This is a genomic window from Pedobacter sp., from assembly GCF_040513095.1.
Classification (GTDB): Bacteria; Bacteroidota; Bacteroidia; order Sphingobacteriales; family Sphingobacteriaceae; genus Pedobacter.
The window spans coordinates 34,161-49,935 of the sequence record NZ_JBEVDX010000152.1 but is presented as its reverse complement, the minus strand read 5'-3'; the positions used below and the strand labels follow the sequence as shown (position 1 = coordinate 49,935).

The 15,775-nt window shown below is 44.0% G+C and carries 13 protein-coding genes; 8 read left to right on the top strand and 5 right to left on the bottom strand.

Annotation, left to right across the window (positions count from 1 at the left end; genetic code table 11):
• Positions 1-133: DNA repair protein RecO (gene recO / locus ABWY16_RS17110; RefSeq protein WP_353905875.1), on the bottom strand; the 133-nt coding region annotated here is incomplete at its 3' end.
• A gap of 2 nt (positions 134-135) precedes the next feature.
• Positions 136-483: a diacylglycerol kinase family protein gene (locus tag ABWY16_RS17105; RefSeq protein ID WP_353905873.1), complete on the bottom strand. Its 348-nt coding sequence runs from the start codon at positions 481-483 to the stop codon at positions 136-138.
• 181 nt (positions 484-664) lie between these two features.
• Here ABWY16_RS17105 and ABWY16_RS17100 point away from each other — a divergent pair, with 181 nt between their 5' ends.
• The 4 genes from ABWY16_RS17100 to ABWY16_RS17085 all read left to right on the top strand — a co-directional run bounded on the left by ABWY16_RS17100 (position 665) and on the right by ABWY16_RS17085 (position 5,106).
• Complete coding sequence (locus tag ABWY16_RS17100) at positions 665-2,074, top strand: sugar MFS transporter (RefSeq protein ID WP_353905872.1); 1,410 nt, start codon at positions 665-667, stop codon at positions 2,072-2,074.
• A gap of 151 nt (positions 2,075-2,225) precedes the next feature.
• Complete coding sequence (locus tag ABWY16_RS17095; RefSeq protein WP_353905871.1) at positions 2,226-2,978, top strand: SDR family NAD(P)-dependent oxidoreductase; 753 nt, start codon at positions 2,226-2,228, stop codon at positions 2,976-2,978.
• Positions 2,979-3,050: 72 nt separating this feature from the next.
• Positions 3,051-3,974, top strand: coding sequence for a 23S rRNA (adenine(1618)-N(6))-methyltransferase RlmF (rlmF, locus tag ABWY16_RS17090; protein ID WP_353905870.1), 924 nt, complete (start codon positions 3,051-3,053; stop codon positions 3,972-3,974).
• The gene (locus ABWY16_RS17085; protein WP_353905869.1) at positions 3,964-5,106 is read left to right on the top strand and encodes a putative sensor domain DACNV-containing protein; all 1,143 of its coding nucleotides are present in this window, start codon (positions 3,964-3,966) and stop codon (positions 5,104-5,106) included. Before rlmF ends, ABWY16_RS17085 begins: the two co-directional genes overlap by 11 nt.
• 411 nt (positions 5,107-5,517) lie before the next feature.
• Here ABWY16_RS17085 and ABWY16_RS17080 read toward each other — a convergent pair whose 3' ends face one another.
• Positions 5,518-6,963, bottom strand: a complete 1,446-nt coding sequence (locus ABWY16_RS17080; protein WP_353905868.1) for an amino acid permease — start codon at positions 6,961-6,963, stop codon at positions 5,518-5,520.
• 258 nt (positions 6,964-7,221) lie between these two features.
• Here ABWY16_RS17080 and ABWY16_RS17075 point away from each other — a divergent pair, with 258 nt between their 5' ends.
• Positions 7,222-7,557 carry a PadR family transcriptional regulator gene (locus ABWY16_RS17075; RefSeq protein WP_353905867.1) on the top strand — a complete coding sequence of 112 codons (336 nt, stop codon included), beginning with the start codon at positions 7,222-7,224 and terminating at the stop codon, positions 7,555-7,557.
• 46 nt (positions 7,558-7,603) lie between these two features.
• Positions 7,604-9,190, top strand: a complete 1,587-nt coding sequence (locus ABWY16_RS17070; protein WP_353905866.1) for a PspC domain-containing protein — start codon at positions 7,604-7,606, stop codon at positions 9,188-9,190.
• Positions 9,191-9,357: 167 nt separating this feature from the next.
• On the opposite strand, the gene ABWY16_RS17065 is transcribed toward ABWY16_RS17070, so the two are convergent.
• Positions 9,358-12,078: a carboxypeptidase regulatory-like domain-containing protein gene (locus ABWY16_RS17065; RefSeq protein WP_353905865.1), complete on the bottom strand. Its 2,721-nt coding sequence runs from the start codon at positions 12,076-12,078 to the stop codon at positions 9,358-9,360.
• A gap of 175 nt (positions 12,079-12,253) precedes the next feature.
• Entirely contained in the window at positions 12,254-12,886 is a 633-nt protein-coding gene (locus tag ABWY16_RS17060) for an NAD(P)H-dependent oxidoreductase (protein WP_353905864.1), read from the bottom strand.
• Between the two features lie 336 nt (positions 12,887-13,222).
• Here ABWY16_RS17060 and ABWY16_RS17055 point away from each other — a divergent pair, with 336 nt between their 5' ends.
• A complete protein-coding gene (locus ABWY16_RS17055; protein ID WP_353905863.1) occupies positions 13,223-14,437 on the top strand; it encodes an OmpP1/FadL family transporter in 1,215 nt (404 codons plus the stop codon).
• A 16-nt stretch (positions 14,438-14,453) separates the two neighbouring features.
• Entirely contained in the window at positions 14,454-15,752 is a 1,299-nt protein-coding gene (locus tag ABWY16_RS17050; RefSeq protein ID WP_353905862.1) for an SGNH/GDSL hydrolase family protein, read from the top strand.
• The last annotated feature ends 23 nt before the right edge of the window (positions 15,753-15,775 follow it).

The following is a 15,775-nucleotide window of genomic DNA, read 5'->3' as shown; positions in this document are numbered from 1 at the left end:
TTGCCTTTGGCCTTTTTACGCCGTTCACCAGATAGGACTGTATGCCAAATTTGGCAGTAAAGATCTGTACCACTACACTGCTTTCACTGTACAGGGTAGTTTTCAATACGATACCGCGGGTTTTGTGGAGCATGGTCAGATCAGCTTTGGAATAAAAATGATGGCCCCCGCAGCAACTGAAATACATGCTGCAACCAATACAGCTCCTGCAGCAATATCTTTTACTTTACCGGCCTGTGCATTAAATCCGGGAGAAACCAGGTCTACCAGCAGCTCAATTGCCGTATTGAGGAGTTCTGCCACGAGTACCAGCCCTATGGCCAGCATGATGCAGGTCCATTCTGCAGAGGACAACTTAAAGTACCATCCGGCAAGCCCTACTGCAAGAATAGCAGCAAGGTGAATCCTAAAGTTCAATTGTGTTTTTGCAGTATAAGTAATTCCTGATACTGCATATCCAAAACTTTTTACTAATCTTCGCATCTTATTTTATGTTGCCTCGAACGTATAAATTAATACTATTATTTGATGTAATGCCCTGTATTTACCAATTTTTACCTTATCAACACAATTAATCGTTGAGTAAACAGTTTATTTGTGTATTCGATACACTTACTCATTTGTCAAACCAGATACATAATATAAACCAGACACAAAATTAAACATGGAAAGCAGTACCCCCGTTAAAAAAAACAGTTCTATTATCCCTCTCATTACAATGACACTTCTTTTCTTCATGTGGGGCTTCATCACCTGTATGAATGATATTTTAATCCCGCATCTGAAAGAGATGTTCAGCCTGACTTTCCTGCAGTCGATGCTTGTTCAGTTTGCCTTCTTTGGTGCTTATTTTATAGGATCACTGATTTATTTTATGATCTCCTATTATAATGGCGATCCCATCAACAAAGTTGGTTATAAAAAAGGAATTATTTCGGGCGTTATCTTATCAGCTGTAGGCTGCTGCCTGTTCTATCCGGCCGCAAGTTTGTCTGTTTATGGTGTATTCCTTGCAGCTCTGTTTGTTTTAGGACTCGGATTTACCATCCTGCAGATTACAGCAAATGCTTACGTGACCTTATTGGGGCCTGAAGAAAGTGCTTCGAGCCGTTTAAATCTGACCCAGGCTTTCAACTCATTTGGAACAACCATTGCTCCTGTGCTGGGCGGGCATTTGATCTACACCTTATTTTTAGTAGATGGTAAAGTTACGGCCGATTCTACCCGTATCCCATACCTGATCTTTGCCGGTATCCTGATCGCCCTGGCGCTTATTATCAGCCGTGTTAAACTCCCTTCTTTCAGTTCTGAAGAGTCTGACGAGAGAGGCCTTGGTGCACTTAAGTTTCCACAACTGAAGATGGGAATTTTCGGGATCTTCTGTTATGTAGGTGCCGAAGTAGGGATTGGCAGTTTGCTGATCAGCTTTATGGCCCAGGAAGACATCATGAACCTGCCAGAGGTTGTAAGTAAAAACTACCTTGCCTTATACTGGGGCGGTGCGATGATCGGAAGGTTCCTTGGTGCAATTTCACTGAGCAGCCTGGCACAGAGTAAAAAACTGATCTATATGATCCTTGCTGCTGCTGCGGTTTACGGGCTGGTCTTCAGTATTGTTGACCTGACCTTTGCACAAACCAGTTTCTTTATCATATTTATTGTGCTCAACATCATTGCCTTTGTAATCGGTAAATCTGCTCCGGCACGCACACTGGTGTTGTTCGCAGGGGTAAACATTGCCTTATTGCTGATCTCGGTGTTTAGCAAAGGAAGCATGGCGCTGTATCCTATCCTGGGTATAGGTTTGTTCAACTCTATCATGTTCTCCAACATTTATACGCTGGCCATTTCAGGTCTGGGCAAATATGTGAGCCAGGGTTCATCACTGCTGGTAATGGCTATTCTGGGTGGTGCGCTTGTACCCTTAATCCAGGGTGGACTTGCAGATTCGATAGGGATCCAGAACTCATTCTTTCTGCCTGTTGCCTGTTATGCTTATATCCTGTTCTTCGGACTGTATTGCATGAAGCGGATCAAGGTATCAGTTGATAAACCGGTAAGAACAAATCATTAATACATTAAAGTGATTTAAAAGCTAAGCTGCCTCAATAAAGGCAGCTTTTTTTGTGTCATAAAATTGTGTTAAACATCAGTTTTTTGATTTTTTATACAAACATATTTAAAGTACATCCTGTTATATAGATGTTTTAACATTAAATATGGATATGAAGAGTTTAGAAAATAAAGTAGCTATTGTTACAGGTGCAAGTTCAGGAATAGGTGAAGCGATTGCAATTGCATTTGCGGCAGAAGGAGCCAGAGTAGTGGTCTCGGATATCAATGAAGAAGGTGGAAACAAGGTTGTAGAGAAGATAAAGAGCAATGGCGGAGATGCTGTTTTTATCAAAGCTGATACTTCCAGACCAGAGGATAACGAACACCTTGTAGCAGAAACAGTGAAACATTTTGGTAAACTTGATATCGCTGTGAACAATGCTGGTATTGGTGGGCCGGCTGCCATTGCTGCAGAATATAAAATTGAAGACTGGGACAAGGTTATTGCCATCAATCTATCAGGTGTTTTTTACGGACTGCGTTACCAGATCCCTGCGATGTTAACTAACGGCGGTGGGAGTATCATCAATATGGCTTCGGTGCTGGGTCAGGTGGGAACTCCGCTTTCTCCTGCTTACGTAGCTGCCAAACACGGTGTGGTAGGATTAACCAAATCTGCTGCCCTTGGCTATGCTGATCAGAAGATCAGAATCAACTCCGTTGGTCCTGGTTATATCAGAACTCCTCTGCTGGAGAAAAACACAACCGAGGAGCAGATGGAAGGACTGATCAAACAACATCCGATCGGTCGTTTGGGCGAGTCGCAGGAAATTGCAGAGCTGGTAGTATGGCTGGCCTCAGACAAAGCGTCTTTCGTTACAGCAACATACTACGCTGCTGATGGCGGTCTGCTTGCACAATAGCCGGGCATACAATTGCGGTTTGCCCGCTGAAATATATCAATTAACGCTTACCTTTGGGGTAAGCGTTAAATTATGTCTGTTGAAAAGCGAGAACTCCATCCCAGAAATCTGCACCGTTCCCGGTACGATTTCCCCGAATTAATCCAAAGCTACCCACAGTTAGAGCAGTTTGTTTTTACAAACCCATACGGAGATCTGTCAGTAGATTTTGCCAATCCTGAGGCAGTAAAAACGCTGAATGCTGCATTGTTAAAGCATTTCTATGGAATAGCCCACTGGGATATTCCCGAAAATTATCTTTGCCCGCCGATACCCGGCAGGGCTGATTATATCCACTACCTGGCTGATTTGCTGGCTTCAGGAAATAACAACGTCATCCCGCAGGGAAACAGTATTAAGGTGCTGGATATAGGTGTTGGTGCAAACTGTATCTATCCGATTATCGGGCACCAGGTTTACGGCTGGCAGTTTGTGGGCTCCGATGTAGACAAACGGGCGGTCAGCTCAGCTGAGAATATAGCTGCTATAAATCCTGCGCTTAAAAATGATTTATCTTTCCGCCTGCAGCATTCATCTTCAGGTATCTTCAGGGGTATTGTAAAGCCGGGGGAAAAATTTGATATCACAATGTGTAACCCACCATTCCATGCTTCTGCCGAAGAAGCGCGTATGGGATCTCATCGTAAAGTAAAAAATCTTGGTAAGCGAAAAGGCAAAGAAGTGGTTTTAAACTTCGGAGGCCAGCAGGCAGAGCTCTGGTGCAAGGGCGGGGAGGTTGAGTTTATCAAGAATATGGTGAGGGAAAGTAAGGAGATAGGTGCCCAATGCCGCTGGTTTACAAGCCTTGTTTCAAAAAGCGCGCACCTTCCGATGATTTATGATGCCATTGACAGGGCCGGCGCAACTGCTTTAAAAACTATAGATATGTCACAGGGGCAGAAACAGAGCCGTTTTGTGGCATGGAGTTTTTTAGTAACTTTAAACCATGATCTATAAACCTACCTATCAGGCAGCGCGCATTATTGCTACAAAAGTTGAAGCTATTTTTGCCGGGCATCTTGATACGGCCAGGGAAAGCGGGGAAGAAGATCTTGCACCTTTGCCTTCGGCAGAAATCGTTGAAGCTGTTCTTGATGCTGCCTTCTGGGCGAGTATCCGTAAAGAAGAAGGGCATTCCCCAAAAATATCACTTGCATTTTTACCCCCTTCACAAGCTGGCAATCCGTTACTTTTCAGACAGCGGCTGCCATTAAACCCTACTACACTGGTTAAGATTGCACCCGGTATAGAACGTGCGGGCATTCATCTGGGCATCTGGCTGGAAGATGACGGACTGTATATCTGGGGTACAACAACAAGTATCCCGAATTTCTGCTTTGTGGTGGATGTTTCTGAGCCTGCCTTGCTGGTGATCAAACACAGGCGTATTTATGGTTTCGGTAAATTCACCAATATTGCCGTACTTAAAGGCGACCAGATTAAGATTGTAGATGGCGACAGTACGAAACTTCCGGACTGTCCTCCGATATTATTGTCTCTTTTAGACCTCACAGCGCCTTCCTACTGGAACGACACAGTAAATGTAATGATCCAGCTGGCAGTATCAATGCGTTCGCATCAGCGGGGCGGTACATTGCTTGTGGTGCCCCATGGATCAGGGAACTGGTTACAGTCCATTATAAAACCTATTCAATATGGTATTCAGCCTGCATTTGTAGGACTGTCAAATCTGCTGAGGCAGGAACGTAAGGAAGCGAGCCAGATATTCTGGCAGACAGCACTGAAGAGAGAGGTAGAGCATCTTGCCGGCCTAACAGCTGTTGATGGTGCTACTGTCATTAGCGATGAATTTGAACTGCTGGCCTTCGGGGCTAAAATCGGCAGGGCCAAGGGTAAAGATCTGATTGAGGATATTTCCTTTATGGAGCCTATTTCAGGTGGGGGAGCTGTTACTATGCATGCTGCAAAAGTTGGGGGCACGCGTCATCTTTCTGCTGCACAATTTGTCCACGATCAGAATGATGCTGTAGCCATGGTAGCTTCACAGGACGGGCATTTCACCATTTATTCCTGGGCACCTACACAACAGCGCGTTCAGGCGCACCGGATAGATACCTTATTGCTGTAGCGAAATCCGGGGCAAAAAAAAGCACCCGGTATCCCAGGTGCTAAAAATTAATCTATTATTTAAGGTCTTGTTCTAAAGGGATCAGGAGAAAATGATTGCTCCTGCGATGGTTACGACGAATAATACCGCCATTACTATTCTATCTACACTTACCCATTGTTTGTGAGTTAATGCTTTTTGTTGATGTGTCACACGCTCTTGCCTTGCAAAAGCCGGGAAAAGAAGATTCATTTTAGCTAGCATAGATAGATGTTTTTAGTAGGTACAAAGTTTATTACAAACCCTGCGCCAAAAAAACCTGCCCTGTTAAAATGTTAAGAATTCTTTCTTTGGATTGACAATCGATTTTTTATTTTATTAATATAATTGATTTTTAATGCGTTACAACATGTTTTAGTACAGTAGAGTGTACTATTTATGCAACGATTTCCGGAGTACACTGTTCTTTTTTCCATAACAAAAATAGATCAGCAGACCGATGGCCAGCCATACGATCAGACGCAGCCAGGTTTCCCATGGCATGAACACCATCATGCCTAAACAGGTGAGGATACCAAGTATCGGAATCAGCGGAACAAGAGGTACTTTGAACGGACGTTCTGCTGCAGGGTCTGTTTTTCTCAGGATCAGAATGCCCACGCACACCATCAGGAATGCCAGTAAAGTTCCAATGCTGGTCATCTCGCCTACCACAGTAATTGGAACGAATGCTGCAAAGAGGGCAATGAAGCCGCAGAGCAGGATATTTGACTTGTAAGGGGTCTTGTATTTTGGATGTACTTCTGAGAATACTTTTGGCAACAAGCCATCACGGCTGATGGAATAAAACATCCTTGATTGCGCCATTAAATCGATCAGGATGACTGAAGTATAGCCAATCAGGATGGCCAGGATGATGGCCTGGCTCAGCCATGCAAAGGGTGTTTTCTCAATCGCGATAGCCACTGGTGCACCACTGCCGGCAAACTCCTTATAGTTTGCGAGACCAGTCATTACATGTCCGAATAATCCAAAAAGCACAGTACATACGAGCAATGATCCCAAAATACCTATTGGCAGGTCTCTTGAGGGTTTCTTGGTTTCCTGGGCAGAAGCGGCAACGGCATCAAAGCCGATAAACACAAAGAACACCAGTGCTGCGCCACGAAGAACGCCACTCCAGCCAAAATGGCCAAATTCACCGGTATTTTGCGGGATATAGGGTTTGTAATTTGCAGGATCAATATACTGCCAGCCAAGGGCGATAAAAACCAGCACTACGCCCACCTTCAGGAATACAATTACGCCGTTAACAATGGCAGAGCCTTTGGTTCCGCGGATCACGATCAGTGTCATCAGGATCACGATCAATGCTCCGGGAATATTGATCCAGCCATGAACGATAGTGCCGTCACTTAGTTTGGCAGTCTCAAATGGAGAAAGCGTCAGTTGTGCCGGCAGGTAGATGTGAAAGGAGGATAAAAACCGTATTAAATACTGTGACCAGCTGATAGCCACTGTGGCGCAGCCAACAGAATATTCAAGTACCAGGTCCCAGCCGATGATCCAGGCGAAAAATTCGCCCATGGTAGCATAGGAATAAGTATATGCGCTGCCTGCAACAGGGATCATGGATGCAAATTCTGCGTAACATAAGGCAGCAAAACCGCAGCCCAGAGCCGCGATGATAAACGAAAGGGTAACTGCCGGGCCGGCATAGTTGGCGGCGGCAAGTCCTGTAATGGAAAACAGGCCGGCGCCAAGGGTCAATCCTACACCAATCAAGATCAGGTTTAAAGGGCCTAATGTTCTTTTGAGGGATTGGTCTGAATTCTCCGCAGCTTCGAGCCTGATCAGGTCAATAGATTTTTTGAGCATAAAATCTTATTCTTTAATAAGCTGCAAAAGTAGATTATTGTTTCTAAGGTATCACACACATACTGTAGTTTTAGAATAATATTTTGTCTCTCATTTCTGGCAAAACAAGCTTAAATAGTTCTGCTTGCCGCGTGTTTTGGCCATCCAATTTTTACATTTTAAAATATTATGTCTGTAAATCAGTTAGTTATAAGATATTTATATTTCATACAGTACTATGTATTGCATATTACTATAGAAAACACATAACTTTGTTTTATGATAGCAGAAAATACACAAACACAAATGCGAAAAGGCATACTCGAATATTGTGTGCTCCTGATCATATCACGGGGAGAGATATATGCCTCTGATATTATTGCAGAATTAAAGTCGGCCAAACTACTTGTAGTAGAGGGCACTTTATACCCGCTGCTCACCAGGTTAAAGAACAATGGGTTGCTGAATTACAACTGGGTGGAGTCAACCGGTGGCCCTCCCCGTAAGTACTATACCCTTACGCCGGATGGAGTGTCTATACTCTCCCAGCTGGATGGAACCTGGCAGGAACTCTCGTTTGCAATTGCACAATCCAAAGAATCAAAGAAAAATTAACCCTAAAGCTGCATCAGGCTGATGCAACGCTCTTAACCTCAAAACAATGAAAAAGACACTTAACATAAATATCGGCAACTCCATCATTCATATTGAAGAAGATGCCTGCGATCTGCTCAATACCTACCTGATTGAAGTGAAACAGCATTTTGGCAAAAGTGCAGACGACTTTGAGATTGTAAGTGACATAGAAAACCGCATTGCTGAAATGTTTACCGAAATGCTGCATACCCAGCAGAAGCAGGTGATTGAACTGGCGGATGTGCAAGTAGTAATTGAACTGATGGGATCTGTGAAAGATTTTGAGAACGAATCTGAGGATGAGCCCTCTGCCACCTACAGCAATCCTCATTTCTCTGCATTCGGGGAACGGAAGATCTTCAGGGATACTGACGAGGCCATGGTAGCCGGTGTTTGTGCCGGTTTAAGCCATTACCTGCGAATGGACGTGAGCATATTAAGGATTATCGCAGTGATGACTGTTTTCCTCGGCGGATCAGGCCTGATCGCTTACCTGATCTTATGGGTATCTATCCCCAAAGCTTTTACCCGTTCTGAGAAGATGGCAATGAAAGGGGAGGCCGTTAACCTGCAGGGTTTTAAGAGGAGCTTTGAAGAGGAACTCTCCAACCTGAGGGATAACTTTAAAGATGCAAGCGACCAGATGAGGCCTTTTGTAAAACAGTCCGGAAGTTTTATTGCCGAATTTGTTGAGGTGCTGGGTACATTTGTGCAGGGCGCCGGCAAAACCATTCTTAAGTTTGTTGCGGTGATCATCATGATTAGCGGATCAATCGCCCTGCTGGGTGCTTTCATTACCGTTGCTGCCCTGCTCGGTTTCTGGGATGCCTCAACCAACGAAATCTTTCCGTTGAACATCGTTGATCAGGCATACTTTACAACATTTGTAATTGCAATGCTCATCGTTATAGTAATTCCGTTGCTCTCACTGATCCTGCTTTCCATCCGTGTTGCGTTTAACAGCCGCAGTATCAACAGAATGTTTTCCTATGCTTTGCTGCTGATCTGGCTATGTGCACTATCGGTAGGTATATTCTATGTTGCCAAGATCAGTACCGAGTTTAAGGAAAATGCAGAATTCACACAAAACATACCTTTAAAAACTTATCCTGTTTACACCTTGTCTATCGACAGGTCACGCTTCTTCAGTAAGGAGGACAGTCTGCATTACCAGTTAAACTCCAAAGAATATACAGGAAGAATCATTCAGGATGATGAAAGAGGTCCTTTCAATGCCCCACGCAATGTGACCATCCGGATTGAAAAAAGTGAGAACAATGTGTCATCGCTTACTGAAAGTTACAGCTCACAGGGGATTAACTTTGAAACGGCTTTATACCACGCAAAGAACATCCATTACGATTTCATGCAAAAGGATTCGGTGCTGAAGTTTAGCCCGGAGCTGCACCTGATGAAAAATGTAAACTGGCGCAACCAGCAGGTTGAACTTGTATTGAAGGTTCCCGTAGGAGCAAAACTCAATATTGACAAGGACCTTGACCGCTATCTGCAAGGTTATTCTTTATGGGATTGCGGAGATGATGACCGCAGGGAAGAGCCCTATTACGGGATCATGACTGAAGAGGGACTGAAGTGCCAGTTTGATCAGTAAGGCCTGCTTGGCAACATGCTTGTCCGCCCTGCCTGGTTCCCTGCATGTCCGCCCTGCTTGTCCATCATGCTACGGGATAAAGTCTCAAAAGCCGAGCCCCCCATATCGAGGCCTTCTGGTGTTTTTCAGCAGCAGGTAGCCTAGATATAGGGGGCTCGGCTTTTGGGTTACTTAACCGTATACCGATAAACAAAGCGGCCAACATTACCGTTGACATCAACTCCTTCGATAACCGCCCTGTAAGTTCCCTTTCCATCAGAATTGTAAAACTCAACAGCAGTATCACCTGTTGCATTGGTAATAATCTTCGGGTTCCAGTAAATTGTCGTCCTCAAATCATTTCCGGTATAAGAACTGGTTTGCGTTAAATATTTCGGAGAATAAAAATCCTTAGCCCTGGTATATCCTTTAGGTGTAAATTTCAGAATGTTGTTTTGCGGCATCAGCTTTTTCAGATCTGCCAGGCTCATATTTGATTTTTCAACCTTTTTGGTATTGATTACAATCACACCATTACACTGGTACTGTTTAAAAACAATACCAAGCTGATCCTGCGTAAAGATTTCTACGGATTCAACATCTTTTGGCATAACACTGCTGACAGAGATTGCATCAACAGCATTCCCATTGATAAAGATCTGTACCGGAGTTCTGTCCCCCTGGTTATAACTGCGGCTCACGTAGAATTTATCTACATCAAAGGTCATCCCAACAGCCATAGTTTTAAGGCACATCATCAGGTCATTACAATCCGAAAAGCGTTCACCGGCAATCATGTGATCAGGCATCATGCTCAGTCCCGTCAGGGCAATATAATCCGTGTGGCTTGGTTTCTTCACCGTTGCCCCGGTAATCTTCACCTCTTTTAACGTACGAAGGTTGCTGTACTGTTTCTTACTGTTGTCCAGATATGATGATAAAGTACTGTCGATGTTTACCACTTCGGTAGCAGCGGCAGGATTTTTTGTAATTTCAGGAACAAAAGGCGCATCAAGCATGATCATGCTATTGCTTCCGGCGCCGTAATTTGCGTTAATGACCAGTTCAGCGCCATCATCAAAAACAAGGTTAGGGAAAGTAAATACACCCATGTTGGTAGTCAGTGCCTGTGATGAAACGTTTCTGCCCGGACTTGTTAAGCGAAGTCCTGCCTTCTTCAAAGGCATACCCGTTCTGTCCCTTAAAGTACCCGTAAAAGTAATACCCTGTTCAGGCATAAAGCTGGTTTCAGGAAACCTGTTTGCCAGGATTTCCTTGTAAGAGAAACGGCGGTATCCTTGTGTAAGCATCAGGATATCCAGTTCCTGACGTTTTTTCTCATCAGTTTTCAGAAAATAATAATTTGGGCGTTCGATAAAGCCTTTCAGATCGGAGGTGAGGAGCAGAGAGCTTAAGATCGTAGTCTCTGTATTTTCGTCAACCGGTACTTTCTGCAGATCAGTAACGCTGAGAGAGAAATCACCCACCAGGCGGTTGGTAGAATCCTTGGCAGAAACCAGCATCCTTACTTTTTGGCGTGGTTTATACGCCGGAAGATCAGATTTTAGTGTCAGGTTCATTGCATTTTTGTGCAGTACAAAAATAAGACGTTCACTAATTGGCTGTCCGTCTGCGCCGAAAAGTGTCATTTGTATAATTCCGGAAGGGAACTTATTCGACGGGATTTTGGCTGCAGTAACCTGAGTCTGTAATTTTGACTGCGCTGCATAATAAACCCTACCTCCATTTTGTGCAACGATAGAAATGCTCTTCCCCTGGTTTTGCTGGAAATAGCTGTCATTTGCTACAATTTTAAAATTGATGGTTTCCGGGTTTGCGGTATTTACCTGGATAGAGATACCTGATTCTACAGCTTTAGGCAGATCGAAACTCTTTTTAGAGCCGTCTTTAAAGGTGATGTTCGCTTTATAGGTTTTTGTGCCTTCGGCATTCAGGTAAAAACTACCCATACCTAAATGTGCAGAAGTAAAGGTTGTGATCTGGTTACCGTCATTGTCCGTCAGCGTACCGGTAAGATCAATACCCAGTCCTTTTTGATTGATAGCCTTGAAGGCGATTTGTGTAGGTACTCCCTTTATCAGCTCGCCACCTTCGGGGAAAAACTGAAGATCGTTGTTTCCCACCACTGGTTTCAATACAAAAGATGTGCTAACCGGCGGGTCCTGTGTGCCCATATTTAATTCCGTCACCAGGTTTCCTATTTTGATAGATTCGTTTTTACGCGGCGTGATACTCAGTTTCAGGATCCCGTTGGCGTCGGTTACACCTTTCCCCCTGCTGACCACCTCATAATTTGAGGTCACGCTCCAGTTGACCGTCTTACCTGCCTGGGGTATTTTATCCAGGTTTTTGAACTGGATCCTTGCATCGATCACCTGGCCTTTATCACTTTGTGTGCTGTTATAACTAAAATGTGTGATCAGTTTCTTGTCAATTGCTTCACCAACGGGGATGCTTTTGGTAAAGAAATATTCTGGTCCGGCGTTAAACATCCAGACTGTATAGGCCCGTACATAGTAGTTGCCCTGTTTAAAATTGATCATGTCCAGATCGAGACTGCCATAGGCTACGCTGTTGGTAACAGGCAGTTTCAGTGATTTTACAATTGAGTCCTGACTGTTGATCACATCTACATATACCACCTTGCTCAATGGCGAAGGAACATTTTGTTCAAACGTAAGATAAGCTTTGAAATACATCGTGTCAGCTACACTATAATAAGGTTTATCAAAGTGCAGATAGACCTTTTCTGCAGGATAGCGGTCGGCAATGATCTTGGATTTATTAAGAATGTTGCTTAAAATGGCTGTGTCCTGTTGGGCTGATGCACCTATACTTATAGAAAAACAAAGTATAAAGAATGCAAATGATAATTTTAAGTAGTTCATGAATATCTGATAATGCGGGATTAATGTGCTAATATATTGATTTAACCATGAGCTTGCCTATGTTGGCAAAGTCTTTAACATTTTTTGACATTTAAAATCAGGCCCACAAACCGGTATAAAAGAAAAAAGGGGAACCAGATTGCGCTGATTCCCCTTTTATGACGATTGTAAATTCTTAGTTAAAGTCGATCTGGAACTGAGCAGCAGGGGTACGTACTTTCTTCAGGTTCACTAACCAGTCGCCTTCCTGGGCCCTGTAACCCAAAGCCAGGATAGTTACACTGCGCAAACCTCTTTCCTGCAGGCCTAAGAGTTCATCAAGCTGTGCATTGTTGAAACCTTCCATGGGTGTAGCATCTACTTCCAGCAGTGCTGCTTCAGCGATGGCTGTGCCAAATGCAATGTAAGCTTGTTTTGCCGTGTGTACATGGTTTTCTTCAGCAGTTTTAGACAGCAGGCCGCCTGTTAACTGCACTTCGTAATCTGAAGGAGATTCATCAGGCAAACCACGTTCCTGGTTGGCATGAGAGAAAACAGACCTGATTCTTTCTTCTGTGTATTTGTCCCATGAAGCAAAAATCAGCAGGTGAGAAGCGTCCGTGATTTGCGCCTGACCATAAGCTATAGGTTTGATTTTCTCTTTCAGCTCGGGATTGGTTACCACGATCACCCTGAAAGGCTGCAGACCGGAAGAAGTAGGCGCCAGGCGCGCTGCTTCAATAATCTGATCAACTTTTTCCTGCGGAACTGCAGCTCCGCTCATTTTTTTTGTTGCGTATCGCCAGTTAAGTGCGTCAATTAAACTCATAATTTCAATTTTCAAGATTGGTAATGCGTTCAAACAATAGTTGTTAGAACTTGTTACAAATGTATAGTTGTTGCAACGTTAAAGATGAAGTGCAGCGCGTTTTTACTTTTAAATTACAGATCGTTTTATTGCGTTATAGGTGTAAAAATTTTGGGTCAAAAAATATCCAGTCTTTTTTTGGCTAAGATCTTTTTATTTGTTAAACTCGTATATTGTTATGCGTGCATAGAATATAATTTACTGTACCCCGGTATTATTATAACAGTTTGTGATAAGCTGATTGCTAGTTTATTAAGTTCATACAGGATAACAATGAACGTTAACTAACCAAATATTATGAAAAAGAAATTATTGATTTTTTTACTTGGCTTGCCATTTCTGGGCTATGCCCAATCCTTTCAGGTAAATCTTCAGGGGCAAAAGCAAATTGCAATGGGCGGTGCGGGAACGGGTGTTGCCCTTGATGAGGCTGCTGTGTTTTTCAATCCCGGAGCTGTATCCTTTCTGAAACAGAACGGGGTACAGGCGGGCATCAGTCCGCTTTTGTTAAAAACATCTTTCAGGGAAGCGGGTTCCAATATTACCGAGCACAACAAGGATAAGGTTGCTACGCCAATAATGGGCTATGCGGTTTTTGGATCCCCGGCCAGCCGTTTACGTTTTGGACTGGGCATTTACACTCCTTTTGGCGGTGCAATGCACTGGGATGAAAACTGGACAGGGAAATATACTGTTACTTCGCTGGATCTGAGGGCAATATTTGTGCAGCCTACGCTGAGTTACAAGATTACGGATCATATTGGTATCGGTGCGGGCCTGGTTTATTCCAATGGCCATGTTGACTTGAGAAGGGCTGTTCCATTGACCTTAAGCAGTGGGGAATCGGGTACAGCCAAGCTTGAAGGGAGCACGCACGACTTTGGCTGGAACGCCGGTATTTACGTGGAGACCATCTCAGGCGTTTCCATTGGTGTTACCCACCGTTCATCGGTAAATGCCCGGGTGAAAGACGGGGACGCTACCTTTAAAGTGCCTGATGCACTGCTCAGCTCGTTCCCTACAAAGTTTACGGCTACACTCCCATTGCCGGCCACCTCAACGTTAGGTTTTGGATTCTATCCTTCTGATAAAACGACTATTCTTTTTGATGTGAACTGGGTACACTGGAGCAAATACAAAGATCTTTCCTTTGATTACGACAATAATGCCAGGATTGCTGATACCAAATCACCGCGGAATTACCATGATGCTGCGGCACTGCGACTGGGTTTTCAAAATCAAACCACTGCAAAACTGGTTTTACGCGCAGGTGTAGGTTATGCATTTACTCCTGTTGGCGTGGGTTACGTAACGCCAGAAGTACCGGATGCCGACCGTGTGTTATTGAGTGCGGGGCTTGGATACAAGGCTTCGGAAAGGTTTAGTGTAGATCTTTCCTTCCTGTATGAAAATGTGAAAACCAGGAGCGAGACCAATATTGAAACCAACCTGAACGGCTCTTTTAAAACCCTTGCCTATATCCCGGGTATTGCATTAACCTACAAATGGTAACCTTATAGAAAACATCATGAAGCCTAAATTTATAGTCAAAAATATTCTTGTCGTTGCCGTAGTTGCAATGGCATCCTGCAAACCAGAGTTTAAAGATGTAACGCCTTCAAAGGGAACGGCAGACTTTACACGGTATATTGCAGTAGGAAATTCCCTCACCTCGGGATACGCTGATGGGGGACTTTATCTGGAGGGGCAGCAGAATTCATATCCCGAAATGATTGCCGGACAGATGAAGGCGGTTGGCGGCGGAGAATTTTATACCCCTTTCTTTAATGCCAATCAGGCCAATGGCTCGGGTTATTTAAAGCTGACGGGCTTTAGCTCAACAGGAAATCCGGTAATTGAAACGGAGAAAAACAACCTGGCAGTACGTGGACAGGTGGCAGATCCAACCTATGGTACCTTAACCTATTACACAAAATACACCGGCGAGATTAACAATTATGGCGTGCCGGGCATTAAATTGTTGCAGATTACTACTGGTGCATATGGCAACCTGAATGGTTTTTTTGAAAGGTTATTGCCAAATGCAGCACCGGCAAATACTACCGCATATCTTGACTTTGTGACCGCCAAACCTTTTACTTTCTTTAGTATGTGGTTAGGTAACAATGACATCTTAATGTATGCAACTACAGGTGGTGCAGGAGATGTGCCCACGCCTAAAGCAACTTTTACAGCTTTGTACAATGCTGCCATAAACAAGCTTACTGCCACTGGTGCCAAAGGGGTAGTGGCCACTATACCAGACGTGCTGAGCACGCCACATTTTAATACTGTTACTTTAGCAGTATTGCTTGCTACAGTAAGGGCCAGTGCCCCGACAGTTACGGCCTTATATATTAAAACCGGAACAGGTTCTACACGTGCGGCAACCTCACAAGACCGCTTTGTGCTTCCACTGAGTTCAGCCGGAGTAATTGGTGTGCCGACAGCAGGAGTGCCTTATGGCTTAAGCCCTTTGAACCCGATTGAAAGCAAATGGGTGCTTGATCCTGAAGAAATTGCAGTAGTTAATGATTATGTATCGGCCTATAATGCCACGATTAAGTCGGTAGCAGCCGCTAAAGGCCTGGCTGTGATGGATGCTTACGAACTGTTAAAAGAATATGGTGCCGGAAAAGTAGTAAACGGTGTAAATGTAAGTTCTGCTTTTGTAACAGGTAACCTGTTCTCACTTGACGGTATACACCTCACACCAATGGGATATGCAATTGTAGCCAATGCATTTATCAAATCCATCAATACACAATACTCAGCGAGTATTCCTATTGTAGACATTACAAAATACAGGGGAGTGAAATTCCCTTAATCCTGCCTTTGGATGGCCGGTAT

Coding starts and splice junctions, on each gene's coding strand:
- ABWY16_RS17105 (WP_353905873.1), bottom strand. CDS start 483: ATGCGAAGATTAGTAAAAAGTTTTGGATATGCAGTATCAGGAATTACT.
- ABWY16_RS17100 (WP_353905872.1), top strand. CDS start 665: ATGGAAAGCAGTACCCCCGTTAAAAAAAACAGTTCTATTATCCCTCTC.
- ABWY16_RS17095 (WP_353905871.1), top strand. CDS start 2,226: ATGAAGAGTTTAGAAAATAAAGTAGCTATTGTTACAGGTGCAAGTTCA.
- rlmF (WP_353905870.1), top strand. CDS start 3,051: ATGTCTGTTGAAAAGCGAGAACTCCATCCCAGAAATCTGCACCGTTCC.
- ABWY16_RS17085 (WP_353905869.1), top strand. CDS start 3,964: ATGATCTATAAACCTACCTATCAGGCAGCGCGCATTATTGCTACAAAA.
- ABWY16_RS17080 (WP_353905868.1), bottom strand. CDS start 6,963: ATGCTCAAAAAATCTATTGACCTGATCAGGCTCGAAGCTGCGGAGAAT.
- ABWY16_RS17075 (WP_353905867.1), top strand. CDS start 7,222: ATGATAGCAGAAAATACACAAACACAAATGCGAAAAGGCATACTCGAA.
- ABWY16_RS17070 (WP_353905866.1), top strand. CDS start 7,604: ATGAAAAAGACACTTAACATAAATATCGGCAACTCCATCATTCATATT.
- ABWY16_RS17065 (WP_353905865.1), bottom strand. CDS start 12,078: ATGAACTACTTAAAATTATCATTTGCATTCTTTATACTTTGTTTTTCT.
- ABWY16_RS17060 (WP_353905864.1), bottom strand. CDS start 12,886: ATGAGTTTAATTGACGCACTTAACTGGCGATACGCAACAAAAAAAATG.
- ABWY16_RS17055 (WP_353905863.1), top strand. CDS start 13,223: ATGAAAAAGAAATTATTGATTTTTTTACTTGGCTTGCCATTTCTGGGC.
- ABWY16_RS17050 (WP_353905862.1), top strand. CDS start 14,454: ATGAAGCCTAAATTTATAGTCAAAAATATTCTTGTCGTTGCCGTAGTT.